General features: G+C 41.7%; 15 protein-coding genes. 5 read left to right on the top strand and 10 right to left on the bottom strand.

What is annotated here, in order from left to right; translation table 11 throughout:
* Nucleotides 1–126 precede the first annotated feature (126 nt).
* The 4 genes from HWQ43_RS09350 to HWQ43_RS09335 all read right to left on the bottom strand — a co-directional run bounded on the left by HWQ43_RS09350 (nt 127) and on the right by HWQ43_RS09335 (nt 5,940).
* Nucleotides 127–1,353: a tetratricopeptide repeat protein gene (locus HWQ43_RS09350; RefSeq protein ID WP_292732324.1), complete on the bottom strand. Its 1,227-nt coding sequence runs from the start codon at nt 1,351–1,353 to the stop codon at nt 127–129.
* Nucleotides 1,354–1,906: 553 nt separating this feature from the next.
* The gene (locus HWQ43_RS09345; RefSeq protein ID WP_292732322.1) at nt 1,907–4,060 is read right to left on the bottom strand and encodes a hybrid sensor histidine kinase/response regulator; all 2,154 of its coding nucleotides are present in this window, start codon (nt 4,058–4,060) and stop codon (nt 1,907–1,909) included.
* Between the two features lie 413 nt (nt 4,061–4,473).
* Nucleotides 4,474–4,947, bottom strand: coding sequence for a tetratricopeptide repeat protein (locus tag HWQ43_RS09340; protein WP_292732321.1), 474 nt, complete (start codon nt 4,945–4,947; stop codon nt 4,474–4,476).
* A gap of 3 nt (nt 4,948–4,950) precedes the next feature.
* Nucleotides 4,951–5,940 (bottom strand): homogentisate phytyltransferase, encoded by a 990-nt coding sequence (locus tag HWQ43_RS09335; RefSeq protein WP_292732319.1) that lies wholly within the window; start codon nt 5,938–5,940, stop codon nt 4,951–4,953.
* A gap of 185 nt (nt 5,941–6,125) precedes the next feature.
* Here HWQ43_RS09335 and HWQ43_RS09330 point away from each other — a divergent pair, with 185 nt between their 5' ends.
* The 3 genes from HWQ43_RS09330 (at nt 6,126) to HWQ43_RS09320 (ending at nt 9,618) form a co-directional block, all read left to right on the top strand.
* A complete protein-coding gene (locus tag HWQ43_RS09330) occupies nt 6,126–6,407 on the top strand; it encodes a glutaredoxin family protein (protein WP_292732317.1) in 282 nt (93 codons plus the stop codon).
* 53 nt (nt 6,408–6,460) lie between these two features.
* On the top strand, nt 6,461–7,963 hold the full coding sequence (locus HWQ43_RS09325; protein ID WP_292732316.1) for a UDP-N-acetylmuramoyl-L-alanyl-D-glutamate--2,6-diaminopimelate ligase: 1,503 nt from the start codon (nt 6,461–6,463) through the stop codon (nt 7,961–7,963).
* A gap of 188 nt (nt 7,964–8,151) precedes the next feature.
* Nucleotides 8,152–9,618 carry a DICT sensory domain-containing protein gene (locus HWQ43_RS09320; RefSeq protein WP_292732314.1) on the top strand — a complete coding sequence of 489 codons (1,467 nt, stop codon included), beginning with the start codon at nt 8,152–8,154 and terminating at the stop codon, nt 9,616–9,618.
* Between the two features lie 80 nt (nt 9,619–9,698).
* On the opposite strand, the gene HWQ43_RS09315 is transcribed toward HWQ43_RS09320, so the two are convergent.
* Both HWQ43_RS09315 and mnmE read right to left on the bottom strand, forming a co-directional pair.
* Nucleotides 9,699–10,205, bottom strand: a complete 507-nt coding sequence (locus HWQ43_RS09315) for a GNAT family N-acetyltransferase (protein WP_292732312.1) — start codon at nt 10,203–10,205, stop codon at nt 9,699–9,701.
* 60 nt (nt 10,206–10,265) lie between these two features.
* The gene (mnmE, locus tag HWQ43_RS09310) at nt 10,266–11,687 is read right to left on the bottom strand and encodes a tRNA uridine-5-carboxymethylaminomethyl(34) synthesis GTPase MnmE (RefSeq protein ID WP_292732310.1); all 1,422 of its coding nucleotides are present in this window, start codon (nt 11,685–11,687) and stop codon (nt 10,266–10,268) included.
* 213 nt (nt 11,688–11,900) lie between these two features.
* On the opposite strand from mnmE, the gene HWQ43_RS09305 reads away from it, so the two are divergent.
* The gene (locus HWQ43_RS09305) at nt 11,901–12,101 is read left to right on the top strand and encodes a hypothetical protein (RefSeq protein ID WP_292732308.1); all 201 of its coding nucleotides are present in this window, start codon (nt 11,901–11,903) and stop codon (nt 12,099–12,101) included.
* Nucleotides 12,102–12,138: 37 nt separating this feature from the next.
* On the opposite strand, the gene HWQ43_RS09300 is transcribed toward HWQ43_RS09305, so the two are convergent.
* From HWQ43_RS09300 to HWQ43_RS09290, 3 genes are all read right to left on the bottom strand, one after another.
* A complete protein-coding gene (locus HWQ43_RS09300) occupies nt 12,139–12,807 on the bottom strand; it encodes a Uma2 family endonuclease (protein ID WP_292732306.1) in 669 nt (222 codons plus the stop codon).
* 123 nt (nt 12,808–12,930) lie between these two features.
* Nucleotides 12,931–13,977, bottom strand: coding sequence for a DUF1611 domain-containing protein (locus HWQ43_RS09295; RefSeq protein ID WP_292732304.1), 1,047 nt, complete (start codon nt 13,975–13,977; stop codon nt 12,931–12,933).
* Nucleotides 13,961–15,013 (bottom strand): dipeptide epimerase, encoded by a 1,053-nt coding sequence (locus tag HWQ43_RS09290; RefSeq protein WP_292732302.1) that lies wholly within the window; start codon nt 15,011–15,013, stop codon nt 13,961–13,963. Before HWQ43_RS09290 ends, HWQ43_RS09295 begins: the two co-directional genes overlap by 17 nt.
* Before the next feature lie 131 nt (nt 15,014–15,144).
* Between HWQ43_RS09290 and HWQ43_RS09285 the strand changes: the two genes are divergently transcribed.
* A complete protein-coding gene (locus HWQ43_RS09285) occupies nt 15,145–15,696 on the top strand; it encodes an NUDIX hydrolase (RefSeq protein WP_292732300.1) in 552 nt (183 codons plus the stop codon).
* Nucleotides 15,697–15,857: 161 nt separating this feature from the next.
* Here HWQ43_RS09285 and HWQ43_RS09280 read toward each other — a convergent pair whose 3' ends face one another.
* The gene (locus HWQ43_RS09280) at nt 15,858–16,793 is read right to left on the bottom strand and encodes a DNA methyltransferase (RefSeq protein WP_292732298.1); all 936 of its coding nucleotides are present in this window, start codon (nt 16,791–16,793) and stop codon (nt 15,858–15,860) included.
* Between the last annotated feature and the right edge of the window lie 90 nt (nt 16,794–16,883).

The raw sequence follows: 16,883 nt of genomic DNA, 5'->3' as shown, positions 1-16,883 counted from the left end.
TTGTCATTTGTCATTTGTCATTTGTCATTTGTCATTTGTCATTTGTCATTTGTCAGTAGTTATTCTCCTCTGCTCCCCTGCTCCCCTGCTCTTCATGCCCCATGCCCCATGCCCCATGCCCAATATTCAATTCGTTTGGGTATTAATTTTTTGGATTAGCCGATCGACTTGCTCAACCATCTCCTTGTTTTTCTCAGCTTGGAATAATTCTCTGGCTTTTTTGAGATTAACGATCGCTTCTTTTGGTTGTTGTTCTCTTCCCAAAGTGATTCCCAAATTATAGTAAGTGAATGCATCGTTGGGTACAAGGCTAATGGCTTTTTTGTAATGTGCGATCGCTTCTTGAGGTTTACCTCGATCATCCATTGCATTTCCTAAACCTGTGTAAGCTTGTGCGTGTTTGGGATCGAGGCGAATCACTTCGGTATAGCCAGCGATTGCTTCTGTTAGCTTGCCTTGAGCGTAAAAAGCACTTGCTAAATTATAGTGAGCGTCTGCATAGTTGGGAGCGAAGCTGATGGCTTTTTTGTAATGTGCGATCGCTTCTTCTAGCTTGCCTTGAGCGTACAGAGTATTTCCCAAAGCATTATAACCCGCTGGATTTTTCGGAGCGAGGCGAATGGCTTCGGTATAGTTGGCGATTGCTTCTGCTGGCTTTCCTTGAGCGTAGAGAGCATTTCCTAAGTAATAGTAAGCGTCTGCATAGTTAGGATCGAAGCTAATAGATTTTTTATACTGGGTAACTGCTTCTGCTAGCTCACCTCGATCGTACAGAGCATTGCCTAAACGGGTGTAAGTCGGGGCATAATCTGGTTTAAGGCGAATTGCTGCTGTATATTCGCTGACTGCTTCTGTGAGCTTGCCTTGAGTGTAGAGAGCATTTCCTAAGTTATAGTGAGCTTCAGCATATTTGGGTTCAAGGCTGATGGCTTTCTGATATTGTGCGATCGCAGCTTCTAACTGATTCAGTCTTGCTAAAGTCAAACCGAGATTAAAATATGCTCTAGAGTCTTGAGGATCGAGACTAATGGCTTTATTGTATTGAGCGATCGCTTCTTGTGGTTTACCTCGATCATCGAGAGTATTTCCCAAGGCTATATAGGCTTGTGCAAAATTGGGTTCTAGTTCAATTGCCTTCCGAAAAGCCGCCTCCGCTCCTTTTAAATCTCCCTGTTTATAGAGATTGCTTCCTTGCTCGAAGTTAGCAACTGCGTTTTTGTTCCGAATAACTGCGGACTGAGTATTTTGAATCTTTGCTAAAATAACGCCAACATCTTTACCAAAGGCAGTATTCCCATTACTCAAACACAAGCAGATAATAGCTGCTACCAGTAGATTCTTGTTTTTCAGCATTTTTATTACCTTACCTGCTTGGATTACATACTAATATCAAGTTCGGCTAATTGCCATCATAAAAATACCCCATCTTAGCCCTTCCTTACTTGCTATTCGGGGAGCAAAAGCGTAGCTTTGGCGGAGTTATAGCAGGAATTATAAGTGATTAAGCTAACTTGATACAAGTGTAATCTCATATAAATGGCTATTTGTATACAATAGACATTTCCAAGCCCCTCTCCAACCTTGGGAGAGGAATTTAGAGTGAAAGCTATTTGATTCATGCAATGAAGTCTAATAGTTGGTGCTTTATTAAAAATAAAAAGTCGTTTGTAGGTCAATAGGCTTGGGTTAAGAGTTATTGATGTGGACGATTGGTCTTTCAAGACATGATCAATCGCGTCTCCATATCTCAATACAATTCAGTTAAGAATTTCTTCCTTCTCTTTCCTTTGCGTACTTTGCGCCCTTTGCGGTTCGTTAGAAAACTTACTTTGACAAAGCGTTAAGCCTTAACTGAACCGTATTGCTCTACATCTGGGTTTTTGGCTTATCTGAACTGTATTGGTTTTTAGGTAATTGCTGACACTTTTGTTTCCATCAGTTTAACAATGGCTGCAATTAATTTTTCTGGATTCAGAGGTTTGGATAAATGCATCTGAAATCCAGCATTTAGGGCTTTTTCGTGGTCATTGTTTCTCGCAAAGGCAGTCAAGGCAATTGCTGGAATTTGTCCACCTTGTTCTGGTGTCCGAGTTCTCACTTCATGTATTAACATATAGCTATCCATATCGGGCATACTAATATCGCTGACTAATACATCTAGCTTGACTTCTGCTAAACTTTGTAATGCTTCATCAGCGGAAGATGCTGTCATCACAAAAGCCCCATCTTGCTCTAATACAAAAGCAACAAAATCTCGTGAGTCAGTATCATCATCGACAACTAAAATCCTGATGTCATTCAGAGGTAAGGATTTAGTAGCTAAGAATGCAGGGTAGTTTTTTTCATCCGTCAGCCTTGAACTTGCATCTGGTAGAAGCGGTAAGCTAATAGTAAATATTGCCCCTTTACCCTCACCGTGGCTATCTGCTTTGACAATGCCGCCATGCATTTCGATGATATTACGTACAATTGCTAATCCCAGTCCCAATCCACCAAACTTTCTTGTAGAGGTGCTATCTGCTTGGCGGAAGTAATCAAACACGAATGGCAAAAAGTCAGCGCTAATTCCTTTACCCGTATCGCTAAGGATTATTTGAGCATAGCCATCAGTTTCCTGAAGTCGCACTTCTACCTTTCCCCCTCTGGGTGTAAATTTGATTGCGTTAGAAAGGAGATTCCAGACGACTTGCTGCAAACGAGTCGAGTCGCCCATAATTTGCCCTACACCCGGTTCAAATACTGTATTCACCTCAATCAACTTTGTTTGTGCTGCTAACTGCATTGTCTGTAGTGCCGACAATATCGTAGACTTTAGATTAATCTTCGTGGTATTCAGCGTCAATTTACCTTGTAAAATTCTGGAGATGTCCAGCAAGTCTTCAATAAGTTGAACTTGTAAGGTAGCATTTCGCTCGATTGTAGCTAGTGCTTCAGATGTCTTTGTTTGGTCTAACCTGCGGGTTTGCAACAACTTTGACCAGCCGAGAATTGCGCTGAGTGGAGTGCGTAGTTCGTGAGAGAGGACGGCTAAAAATTCATCTTTAATTCGATTGGCTGTTTCTGCTTTCGCTCGTGCTACTTGCTCTAATTCCAGCAGGTGCGCTCGTTCTTCAAGTATTTGTTTTTGTTCGTGGATATCCGTACAGGTTCCAAACCACTTGACTACAAAACCTTGCTCATCTTTGAGTGGTAAACCTCGCGCTAGCTGCCAACGATAGGAGCCGTCAGTAGCTCGTTTAAAGCGATATTCATTGTTATATATAGTGTTATTTTTTACAGCATCAGACCACACTTTATCAGCTCTTTGAACATCATCTGGATGCAATGCAGCTAACCAACCAGAACCCAAAGACTCCTCTAGTGTTAGCCCAGTGTATTCGCACCAATTTTGATTAAAAAAATCACATTCACCGTTAGGTTTAGTTGTCCATACAAGTTGAGGAATTGCCTCAGCCAAGTAACGGTAGCGTTCTTCGCTTTGTCGAAGAATTTCTAAGATGCGTTGACGTTCAAGAATTTCTTGTTGTAATTGCTCGTTAGTCTTAGTAATTTCATTGGTGCGAACAGCAACCATTTCTTCCAGATGATTCTGGTATTTTCGCAGTTCCTCCTCTACTGATAAGCGTTCGGCTATTTGGGTTTGAAGTTCTTGATTTGCTTGTTCTAATTGAGCAGGGCTAGGAAGTGCCAGTGCTTGTGGAACTAAAGGCACAAGTTCTAATGCTGTAATTACAGATATTGTTGCAGTTACTGCTTTGAGAAACCCCGACACCCAATAGGTTGGATGCCAAAGTGTCCAAATCTCCATTAAATGAGTAGTACCGCAAGCTACGATAAATCCACTAAACAGCAAAAAAATCCAATCAAAGGGCAAATCTTTTCGCTTGCGGACAAAGTAGAAGAGTGTAGCTGGAATTGAGTAATAAGCTAGTGCAATGAATGCGTCAGATAATATGTGTAACCAAACTAAATTCGTTTGCCATAGATAGCAGTGTCCATGTGGAATAAATGATTCTGATGTCAAAAAGTTAGTCCACAATTCTGATATTATATTTGACATAAAGACTGGATTGTTTAATCTATAAAATCTACTACTAAATCTCTACCCTTGCTGAATACTATTCTAGTACCAAAATATTAGTGAGACAGTGTGTCTAATTTCTGTACTGCATAAATAAACTAAAATATGTCTTTCCAAAACAAAAAGGTTGTTAGTATCATCGCTGTTTTGCAAACATAAATCATTTAAAATTCCCAATATTTTTTCTTCTAAAGCCTAAATGAATTAATTGTGGCTATGGAGCTTGTGGCGCATCCGATTGCAATCGTAAGAGCTGTGAAGACATTGGTCAACATAATTATGGTATACAATAGTAAATTACCAAATAAAAACCATTCTCACCATGATGATGGGAATGGTAAAAAATTAGGAGACACAACAGGAAAATTTAATCTCTGCAATTCTGATTAAAGTTAAGATTCACTTGACTTAGCACTCATTTTATCTAACAGTTGAGTGATTTTTTTAGCTTTTTCAGGTTGGCGCTGTTTTTGTAATAAATCTTTAGCTTGTTGCAGGTTAGTTTTAGCTTCTTCTTCTCGCTCTTGCTGCATGAGGATATTAGCCAGACGCAAGTAAGCATCAGGATTTTTCGGACTGCGGCGAATTACTTCCCGAAATAATTCTGTTGCTTCTTCTACTTGTCCTTGCTGGTTTAAAACATCTCCCAAAAACAAGCGCACTACATCATTAGTAGAGTTGAGGGAAATCACTTTGCGAAAAGCCGCTTCTGCACCTTGGTAATCTTTTGTTTGGGCAAGATTGATACCTTTTTGAAACAAGTCTGAAGTTATCAAAGTTTTCCAAGCGAAATAACCAAGGATTGACAGACTCAGAACAACTACAACAGCAGCGATAATCGAACTAGTGGAAAAGGTTTCTAGCATTGTCTAAGCCAAAAGACAGGCGATAGGAAAAATCAGATATTCCATAAAAAAGAGTTTCCAGATAAATTGGTAGAATTGAGCGATCGCACTTTTCTCTTGTAAGTCTACCGTCAAACTCCGCAACCACAGCCAAGCCAACAGCCCCAAATGAGTAACTACCAGGAATATAGCGTTAACTGAAGCAACGTGTAGCACCCCAACCAGAATTATTCCCAGATAACAGGCAGTTATTACCCAAAGAGACAGATTGAACACAGCTTGGGGCCCAAGTTTAATGGTGAAAGTAGTAATATTGTAGAGGCGATCGCCTTCCATATCGGGGATATCTTTAAAGATAGCGATCGCAAAGGTAAACACCAAAATAAATAATGTCAACACCCAAACCACAGGCGGAATTGTTTGGCTTTGTTGCAACGCCCAACTGTAATGCAGATATAGCCCTAAGTTAACAATCGTACCGCGCACCGAAAAAATACACAGCGCCGCCCAAATGGGAAACTGTTTTAAGCGAATTGGCGGTAAAGAATAAGCAGTACCAATGGCCAAACTAATTGCTACCATACCCAATAAAAACGGGCCAGTTAGCCACGCCACAGCTAGCGCCAAAATCCCAGTAGAAGCAACAATTAATTGCCCAGTTTGCTGGGAAAACTCACCAGACGCTAAGGGTAAATGAGGCTTATTAATCTTGTCAATTTCCACATCTTCTAATTGATTCAGCCCCACAATATAAACATTGCCACACAGACAACCAATCCATGCACCGAAGACAGGGAATAGGGAATACGTAGAGACGTGATGAATCGCGTCTGTAGAGATATGATTAATCGCGTCTCTACTTATAGCAATGGCAATTAAATATAAACCCAAAACACTCAGACTTGTACCAATAATTGTGTGAGGGCGAGAGAATTTCCAGAAGGCGTATAACCACTGGAAATATGATTGAACAGGTTTGCCAGGTAAAGGGCTGTTTTGAGAACTTTGGCTCATGAGTAGCTTAGATACAGTATTCTGGTTGGTTGTTAATCATTGTCACAGAATTTGGTCATTAGACTTCTTTCATGAATCAATGAGCTTTTACCCTTCTCCTACGTGCCCTCTGCGGTAGCCTGCGACAACCCGAAGCGTCTACGTTATTCTAAACTTATAACTTCTTGCACCAACTCAAATAAAGAATGCGATTAATTTTATACAGTAAACCCGGCTGTCATTTATGTGAAGGTTTGCAAGAAAAGCTAGAACAAATCCAAAATCTCAGTTTCGAGTTGGAAGTTAGGGATATTACAACGCGTGAAGATTGGTTTGCTGCGTATGAGTATGAGGTGCCGGTGCTTTATTTATCGAACTACAGAGGCGCAGAGGACGCAGAGGGGCGTGAGAAACCATTGCCGCGTCCTTCTCCTCGTGCTAGTGTGCAGCAGTTAGAGCAAATGTTGCGTAAATATTTAGCCAATTAGAAAAAAATAATGCAGAATAAGCGCAAGATCAAGAATGTGACGAGGTTCACAAAATGAAATTGCGGGAATTACTAACAGCGGTAGACAGTGTTGAGCAATTGCCTAGTTATCCAACTTTAGAGGATGTGGAAGTTAGGGGTTTAAAGACGAATTCTCATGCTTGTCGTGTGGGAGATTTGTTTATCGGGATGCCAGGAACGCGGGTTGATGGTGGAGAATTTTGGCAAAGTGCGATCGCATCAGGGGCTGTAGCTGCGATCGTTTCTCCCGAAGCTGCACAAAAAAATCCTCCCACAAATCAGGCTGTGGTCATTAGTTCAAGTAATATCACTCAAGCTTGTGCCCAAATAGCCAGTGCTTTTTACGGTTATCCAGGGCGAAAACTCAAGTTGGTAGGTGTGACTGGTACAAATGGCAAAACTACAACTACTCATCTAATTGAATTTCTACTCAACAAAGCTAATTTAGCTACAGCTTTGATGGGAACTCTCTACACTCGTTGGGCAGGTTTTGAGCAAACTGCTGCCCACACTACGCCCTTTGCAGTGGAACTGCAACAGCAGCTAGCAGAGGCGGTAAAGGCTGGGAGTGAGTTCGGGGTGATGGAAGTCAGTTCTCACGCCTTGGCTCAAGGTAGAGTGTTGGGTTGTGAATTTGAGGTGGCGGTATTTAGTAATCTTACTCAAGACCATCTCGACTATCACAGCGATATGGAAGATTACTTTGCTGCCAAAGCATTGTTGTTTAGTCCTAATTATCTCAAGGGACGGGCAATAATTAATGCTGATGATTCCTACGGTAAGCGGTTAATTACGTCGTTGGATTCCGAACGGGTTTGGAGTTACAGCGTCAACGACAACAGCGCTGATTTATGGATGAGCGATTTAAGTTACCAGCCAAATGGTGTTAGTGGGACATTACATACACCAAAAGGTGACGTGGCTTTTCGATCGCCCCTAGTCGGACAATATAATTTAGAAAATCTTTTAGCAGCCGTAGGAGCAGTTTTGCACTTAGGGCTAGATTTGCAGTTAGTGGCATCTGTGATACCTGAGTTCCCCGGAGTTCCCGGAAGGATGGAACGGGTACAGATTAGTACTGAGCAAGATATTAGCGTGATTGTGGATTATGCCCACACGCCCGATAGCTTAGAAAATTTACTGAAAGCTGCACGTCCGTTTATACCTGGTAAAGTGATTTGTGTATTTGGTTGTGGAGGCGATCGCGATCGCACCAAGCGCCCAAAAATGGGTAAAATCGCTGCTGAGTTAGCTGATGTGGCAGTAGTGACATCAGATAATCCCCGGACTGAAGACCCAGAAAGGATTTTGCAAGATATTTTGGCGGGAATAGCTGACACAGTGCAGCCAACAGTAATTTGCGATCGAGCGATCGCAATTCGTACCGCTATTTTACAAGCACAACCCGGTGATGGAGTATTGCTTGCTGGTAAAGGTCACGAAGACTATCAAATTCTCGGTACCGAAAAAATCCATTTTGACGACCGAGAACACGCCCGCGACGCTTTACAGCAAAGACTTAAAGTACAAGCTTAATTTGGGCATTGGGCATTGGGCATTGGGCATGAGTTATTCTCCTTGTCCCCTTGTCCCCTTGTCCCCTTGTAGATAGAGTTTTTTATAGTTAATGTTTCTTTCCGTGGGAATTTTGTAAAAAATGCACACATAAAGGTGAAAATCGAAGACAGAATTATTTCTTGCTTCATCCAAGTTGTGCTTGACTCATGAATGTTTCTCTGGTTAAGGATCTGTCTGTTTATCAACTGGTTATGGGAGTGCAAATGCCTCCTAAACCATTGTCCCTCAGTCCTGCTACTCTGCTATCACTGGTGAGAGCGCAAATTGACTTACTCATTGAGCAGCAAATTGCAGCCACTCTCTGGGTGAAGCTACCACCAGATAAAATTTGGCAATCAGAATTAGCGCGTTATCAATCCTCGGTAGGTGCGTCTAGTCTCATTTATACTTGCCAGATTGAGGAGAGTAGGAAAGGCGAAGCAGGGGAAGACAAGGGAGAGGAAAGATTAAATATCTCTTCATCTCCCTCATCCCCATCATCTCATTATGTCCCCGTTCATCTACCACCAGATAGCCAAATTCGACGGGAAAACTTTCTGATGGTGTTATCGCCCCAGTTTTGCAGTTTAATTTTAGCTCATCGACCACTTAAAAAACGCAAAAATCAGACATCGGGGAAGGGAAATACTAATAAAAACCAGCCGTTGCTGATTATAACTACTGTTGAGGGGAGAGTAATTCAGCAAGTATTAAATAGTATCCAACAAGCGATTGCGCCAGAATCATCCTCAATTTTACCTGCTAGTTTTATTTGCCCAACCGTGCCCCAAGCCGCACTTATGAATCAACTGTTGGCAAAACAACTCCTCCGACAAGATGAAATTAATCGTCAAATCATCACAGCACGCACTAATAAGTTGGAGCAACAAAATCAAGAACTGCACAACAAAGAGCAACTCAAAGATGAATACCTGAAAAATGTCTGTCAGGAACTGCGTATACCTTTGACGCACATGAAGACAGCACTTTCGTTATTAAATTCCCCTAATCTTAAACCACCACAACGACAACGTTATTTACAAATGTTAAATACCCAGTGCGATCAGCAAAACTCCCTGATTGCTGGTTTTTTGGAACTGGTGCAGCTAGAACGGAATTTGGAGGGGACGACTTTGGAGTTGGTGCGTCTCTCAGATATAGTACCTGGAGTAGTTAGTACCTACCAACCTGTAGCCCAAGAAAAAGGAATTATGCTAGCCTACACCGTACCGACTGAACTCCCACCTGTTTGGTGCGTGAGTGGTAAGCTAAGGCAAATTGTGATTAATCTGCTACACAACAGCCTTAAGTTTACCCCTAATGGAGGTCAAGTATGGGTGCGTGCCCGTACTCAAGGCGATTATGTCCAATTAGAATTCCGCGACACAGGTATTGGTATTGCCGAAAACGAAATTCCCAAAATCTTCGATCGATTTTATCGCGTGCGTACAGCAGCAACCGAAGATTATGGTGGTGCTGGGTTAGGGTTAACGATAGTACAGCAATTGCTGCTGCGCTGTGGTGGATCTATTTCTGTAAAAAGTAAATTATCTGAAGGTTCTACCTTTACAGTGCAACTGGCGGCAACTGTTAGCAATATCTCAAGAGCGATCGCTACAGAAAATGAGTTATGAGTTATGAGTTATAAGTGATGAGTTAAAAATTCATAACTCATCACTCATAACTTATAACTCCTATTGCATGGGTTAAAAAATTAGAAGGTAAATTGTGGAGGTATTTTATATTCATAGCGAGAGACAAAATAAACACCAACTTGTTTATCGCTGTGATGACGGAAACCAAAACGTTCATATACTGCTCTGAGGTGTGGGCGTGAAGCGTCGCAATCTAGACGTAAATAATATCTACCAAGTGTTCGTGCATGTTCAACAGCCCAAGCTAGAAGTGCTGAAGAGACTTTACCGCCAGAGTAATTTCGTCGAACTGCAAGGCGATGTACAAATGCTGACTCTTCCTGAGAAATGTCAGACCAGAACACTAAATCTTCTAGCTGAAACTTGATTGTACCAGCTGATTCACCTGCCCACTCAGCAATAAAAAACAAGCCGTTATCAACATCTTTAGAGATACTTTCTGGCGAAACCTCACTCTCATGCCACATAAGCCTACCACTCTGCTGGAGCCACAAAGCTGCTTCTAATAGCACATCCGAAACGATCGCCGTATCTTGTATAGTTGCTTGACGAATTGAGATGTACATTTAGTTATCAATAGTAGATTAAGTTAAACGAAAGTAAAATTAAATAAAAATTTTTCTAGTTTATTTTCCAATACAAAACCTGCTAAAAATCCTCTCCAAAACTGATTCTGTTACTTCTTCTCCGGTAATTTCTCCTAAAGCTTGAATTGCACCTCGTAAGTCAATTGTCCAAAAATCAAGAGGTAACTGCTGAACAATTGTTGCTTGCACTTGTTCCAAAGAAATTTTAGCTTGAGTTAAGGCTGCTGCCTGTCTTTGGTTAATGGCTAAATCCATATCAGCAGCTTGTACTTTTCCTGATTGGACTATCTCTAAAATTGCTGTTTCTAAAGCATCAATACCTTGATTTTGGGCTGCGGCTGTGACAATTTTAGATTTTGAGTCGCCACCTTGGTGCGCTTCCAGCGCAACTGGGATTTTGGATTGAAGACTTTTCCTATCACTTTCTTCTACTAAATCGATTTTGTTAATCACTATAATCAATGGACGGTGTTGCACCTTTTCATAAATTTCTTCATCGCCTTCTGTCCAACCTGCGGAAGCATCGATGGTAAGCAAAACTAAATCAGCTGCATTGGCAGCACGACGCGATCGCTCGACGCCAATTTTTTCCACTTGGTCTGTTGTTTCCCGAATCCCCGCTGTATCTAGCACTTGTACGGGAATTCCCCCGACAACTAACTGAGATTCGACAACATCGCGGGTTGTACCAGGTAAATCAGTCACAATGGCGCGATCGCTCCGACTCCAAGCGTTCAATAAGCTCGACTTACCCACATTCGGACGCCCAACAATTGCCACTTTTAAACCAGTTCGTAGCAACTCACCTTGATCTTTGGTTTCCAATAACCTAGTTATTTCTGCGGCAATTTTATCGATTTCTGATATGATCGCTTTATCATCCAACGGCGGAAGGTCTTCTTCAAAATCAATCCGAGCTTCAATTTCCGCCAAAATATCCAAACAGTTAGCGCGTAACTGCCGAATTGGATGAGCTAATTTTCCTTGTAAACCAGCTAAAGCACTTTGAGCAGCTTGGGGCGATTTAGCTCCGACTAAATCGGCAATACCTTCGGCTTGAGTTAAATCCAATCGTCCATTCAAAAAGGCGCGGAGAGTAAATTCTCCCGGTTGCGCTAGTCTAGCCCCATTTTCCAAACACAGTTGCAACACCTGCTGCACTGCCATAATTCCCCCGTGGCAATGGAATTCTACTACATCTTCACGGGTGTAAGAACGGGGTGCTTTCATAATCAGCAACAAGGCTTCATCCACTATTTGTTGCGTCTGGGGATGGCGAATGTAACCGTAGAGAATCCGGTGACTTTCCCAAACTTGTCGCCCTGGTGCATGAAAGAGACTTTGGGCGATTGCCATTGCTTGAGAACCGGACACCCGCACAATACCAACACTACCCTGTTGGGGGACAACAGCAGTGGCGATCGCGGCTATAGTTCCAGTAGTAGCAAAGAGTTCTGACATGAGCGCCCTTTATTAAGAGTGAGGAGTAAAAATCATAACTCATAACTCATAACTTTCTAAATGGTAAGTATTTAGACTAATGAGATACCAACTGGCAAGGTAAAATTTACTTGTAGTTCATGCCTGATAGTAAAGAGTTAAGAGTGAAGAGTTAGAGATGAAAATCATAACTCACAACTTATAACTCATAACTTTTAGAGAGAGGAATTCACTGTGGAGCAAAAGATTAACTGCGCTGTAGCCTGTGTTAACGGGTGTGTTTTAGGGGATAAATGCCCCAATATCGAGTTTAGAGAGTCAGCCGCAAAATTTATTGAAGAGACTCCCTTAGACAAAATGCTGGAGTTGGCACAAGAACGTCTGCGGAAAAAAATGACGGAACCGCCAAAATGGGTTTTTCCTGAAGATCCATAGGATTCGAGCCAACAGGCACAAGCAAGCAGCGTGGAAGTTAAATAGTATCTGGATCTATATTTAATTCTCGCAGTTTTACTGCCAAGCGATCGCTGCGTTGCTTCTCTTGTTGTGCCACTTCTTCGGGTGTGGGAAGCAGTTCTCCTTCAGGAGTGTAAAAGCGTAACTTTTCTTGAGCAACCCCTAAATATAAACCTAGCTGTTGACTCCATAACCAGCCTTGGGGATTTTGTTCTAGCGGTTGATATTCACCATCCAGCAAATGGAACCCTGAAAACTCTAACGTTTCCGGGTCAAACCAGAAGTAATCTGGTGTGCGAAATATATCTTGGTAAATTTGTTTTTTTAAGCCTTTATCAGTTTCACCTGTGCTATCCGAGATAATTTCTATAATTACATTGGGATATTTGCCATCTTCTTCCCAGACAACCCAACTTTTGCGGGGTTTGCGTTCAGTTCCCAGTACGACAAAAAAATCTGGCCCCCGAAAATTTTCTGATTTGCGCTGGCGTGGACTATAGTAGATGGTGAGATTACCCGATGCGTAAAAGTCTTGACGATTTTGCCACAACCACTCCAAACATTGGATGAGTAGTGTCATTTGCAACCGATGCAAGTCAGTTTCCAAAGGCGGTTCGTTACTATATAAATCCCCTGGGGGAAATATAACATTTTCTGAGGTTTCTAAATCTTGGGCGACAGACATGGCAGCAAGTGTCTCAGTGCTATAAGTTTAGCGTAGCAGTCAGCCCCAATTCTTAGAGACGCTGTTCGCGTTCGGAGACATTCAAAATTTAAAACTGGTCAGGGTTAAGGTATTCTACAGTCGCTAATTCTTCATCACCGCATCTAGCAGCACATTGGCATCAAAGCGGACTACATCGGTGCAAGGTAGCCCCGTTTGTGCTATTGTTTGAGCGATGCTTTCTTGAGCCGCAGACTCATCTAAATGGGCTGTATTCAGCGCTATACCCACTACAGATACACTTCCAAAAGCACCACCAGCATTAGCAACAGTTTCATACAGCCGAATCACCTCTGGTAAAGGTGGAATGATTACATGGGGATGATTACGTACATGAACTTGTCCCGCCCGATGTACCAAAACTAGTTGGGTTGGTTGCGAACCACGGATTAGGGGTAGAGTTGCCGTTGAACCAGGGTGTAGCAGTGAACCTTGTCCTTCAATATGCAAGATGTCGTAGTTTTTGCCATAGCGCATAACTATTTGTTCCACAGCACCGGCGGCAAAATCTACCCGCACGGCATCTAAAGCCACGCCGTCTCCTTCTAACATTACCCCAGTTTGCCCTGTGGCGAGGAATTTAGAACGCCAGCCCCGTAGTTTTGACGCCCAATGTAACTCTAGGCTAGTTGACATTTTACCAATCGCCATGTCGGTTCCCACTGTCAACACCCGCCGACACGGAAGAGTACGTGCCATTCCACTAGCAACACTAATATTAGACGGTTCTTTTCGGACATCCCAAATTAATTGCCCTGGTTTGAGCAGTGCATTTAATTCTGGGATACTTGCCATTGGTGTATGTAAACCATTCACCAAAGACATTCCCGCTTCTAAAGCGTCTTTAATTTCCAGCCAGTAATCATCTGGTACAGCACCACCCCCTGGAGCAATACCAATTACTAAAACTTCTGGTTTGTACTCTAGGGCTGCGGCTACCGATGCCACAATTGGCACATCACGCTTGAGACCTGTTAATTCTGGTAGGGATTTACCAGCACACTCGCGATCGATTACGGCTACGATTGGGGCTTCACTGTAACGTAAAATTGCTAGCCCTGTTTTGCCGTGAGTCCCAATAGTCCCTTCATGAAGCAAGATAGCTACTCGTTGATTAAGTGATAGACGCACTGTGTTGTACTCCCAAGCCTGGTAAATCGTTTGGCAAAACTCTTCCTTCTTTTAGCAATGCACCCGTAAAAGGGTCATCAATTAAATTCAGGTGACTATCTAAATCTAAATAATCAGCTAGTGGTGCCAGCTGTAATGCTGCTGTATTAGCTAGCGAACTGTCAGAATAGCAACCGAACATTACTTGCAACCGATATGCTCGTGCTGTATGTACCATTCGCATTGCCTCTGTTAGTCCCCCTGATTTCATCAGTTTGATATTAATGCCATCTACGTAGTTTGCCAAATCGGGAATATCAGCGCTTGTGAAACAACTCTCATCGACAAAAATCGGGAGGGGAGAGTGTTCTTTGAGTTTTGCTAAACTTGCTTCCTCTCCTCGTGGCAATGGCTGTTCTACATACTTTATACCTAAATCTGCCAGCCAATTGCACATGGCGATCGCATCTTCTAAACTCCAGCCGCCGTTAGCATCAACAAAAAATTCTAGTTCAGGCGCTTCTTCTCGCACCGCTAAGAGCATTTTTTGATCTGCATCTATGCCATCTGGGCTACCTAGCTTCACCTTAAAAAGACGGACATCGGTAAATTGTAACCAGTCTCGCGCTCTCGCCCTAGCGCCTTCAGGTGAATTAATCCCAATTGTGACTGAAGTCGGGACTATTTGATTGCGATCGAGTCCCCAAAGTTGCCACAAGGGTAAACCTACGCGCTTACCCAGCCAGTCGTGCATTGCCATATCTAAGGCAGCTCTTGCAGCAGAAGGAACCTGGTTTTGTATTAAAACTTGCTCAATTTCCTGACGTTGTAAAGGGCTGAATGTTTGCAACAGTGGCACAACTTGCTCTAAAGCATCTTTGATTGCATCAGTTGATTGCCGATGATTACCTACACCAAATGGCGATGCTTCCCCCCAACCTTCGATCCCATCTTGTGAAATTCTCACCCATACATTAGTTGTCTGTGCCGTTGTACCCCGACTAATGGTCAACGGAAATCTCTTATTTACTGTAAATAATTTTACATTTATTTGCATACTTTTTATACATATTATGCTAACAGCAAAAGCCAGTGTAAGTTCAAAGTTTAGATTATCGGATGCATCTGTTATACTTTTTTACATTCATTACAAAGTTTTTATACATACATTTTATTTTTTCTTAGTTTATGAACAACTTAAAGAAATGGAAGATTTTAAAATCAAAAATGGTTTTAGATAATCCTTGGTGTCAGGTTAGGCAAGATGAAATAGAATTACCAAATGGTAAAATTATAGATGATTACTTTGTCAGTATTAAGCCTGACGTTGCGATGGTTTTACCTATCACTAGTAATAGAGAAATTATTTTTGTCCAGCAATATAGACACGCCGTAGGTGAATTTTTCTTGGAACTACCAGCAGGGAATTTTGACCCGACAAAAGAAAGTGCCGAAGTAGCAGCAATTAGAGAACTCAGAGAAGAAACTGGTTATATTCCCCAAGAATTTATAAAAATTGGAACTTTATACGATAAACCGAGTAAAGATACCAATCAAATACATTTATTTTTAGCAGAGAATGTGAGCAAAGTTGGAGAACAACAACTAGATATTACAGAAGAGATTGAAGTTGTATTTATTCCTGTAGAATCAGTTTTAGATAAAATTATTCAGGGAGAAATTTCTGTTGCAGGAACTGTAGCGGCTCTTTTTTTAGGTTTACAGGTTATCAGTATATAGAGCCAAAGCCTTTTGTTTTTAGAGCTGTATATGCGGCTAAACTCAACGAGGATGATTGGACTTTTTCTGGTCGTTCTTCAACTAGCCGCCGTACAATTACAGCAAGTGTTAATAAAAATGGCTTTCGGAAGATGAAGAGTAACTGGATATATGAAAATCCATCACATTTCTAGAGCAGTTTGATAGTCTTCTGTTTGTATTGTTGTCAATTTGGGAATAGCGATTTGGCTTTTTTCAAAGTAATCTTTGTATCGCTCAATCCCAATCCCTGGATATCCAATAGCTTCTGCTGCTGCAATCGTAGAACCAGATCCCATGAAAGGATCTACAATAATACCTTTTCCTAATGGAAGAGACGCGTAAACTAGTTTTCTTAGAAAGGATTGTGGTTTAAGACTGGGATGCTCTACAATACTGCGTTCTCTTTGAGGAGTGCGTTCACTAGAAATAACATCCTCGAAAGGATTACCGTCAGGCTTTCTTCTTAAACCTCCTGTTCCAAATTCTTTGAGACAATCACTAACCCTCATTCCTTTTAAAAGAGGTTTACGAAAGATTCCCCAGGGTTCAAAACATCCGCGAGGCATTGAGCAAACGCCGTCAAATTCTTCTTCAGCATTTTTCGGCCTATCTCCTCCACGCAATGTTCTTACTAACCGAATAACTGTTCCTCTATATTCAAGTCCACCATCTACCAATGCTTGAAAAACTAACTGAGACAGGAAAGTATTAGATGCAATAAATATGTGACCACCAGGGCATATAGGTCGAATAACTATTTTTGCCCATTCCAAAAAGAAACGATATAAGCTGGCTCTTTCTTTATCATTAAGGGCTGTGAAACGCGGCAAAGGAGAACGTATATTTCCATCAAAAGATGGTGGTATTCTCCAAATTCCTCCCTTACCATTCTCTTTTTTCTCTAATTGGTCAAAGTCATATTCTTTGACTCCATAGGGAGGATCAGTAACGATCGCGTGAATGCTGCACTCAGGAATTATACTCAGCCATTCCAAACAGTCTGCATGTATTACCAAAGACTGACCGTACTCATACACCGAATAGTTAAGTGTTAATTTTGTGTATTTCCTTAGCACAGACTTCCCACAGCTTAGAACGAGATTTAATAATAATTAAAATTAGCATAATCATCCTCTTATTTCAAGCTGACAGATATTTAAATTTAA

It is taken from the genome of Nostoc sp. JL31, from assembly GCF_017114965.1.
GTDB lineage: Bacteria > Cyanobacteriota > Cyanobacteriia > Cyanobacteriales > Nostocaceae > Nostoc > Nostoc punctiforme_A.
The sequence above is the reverse complement of the archived record's forward strand: the minus strand, read 5'-3'. Positions and strand labels throughout refer to the sequence as shown.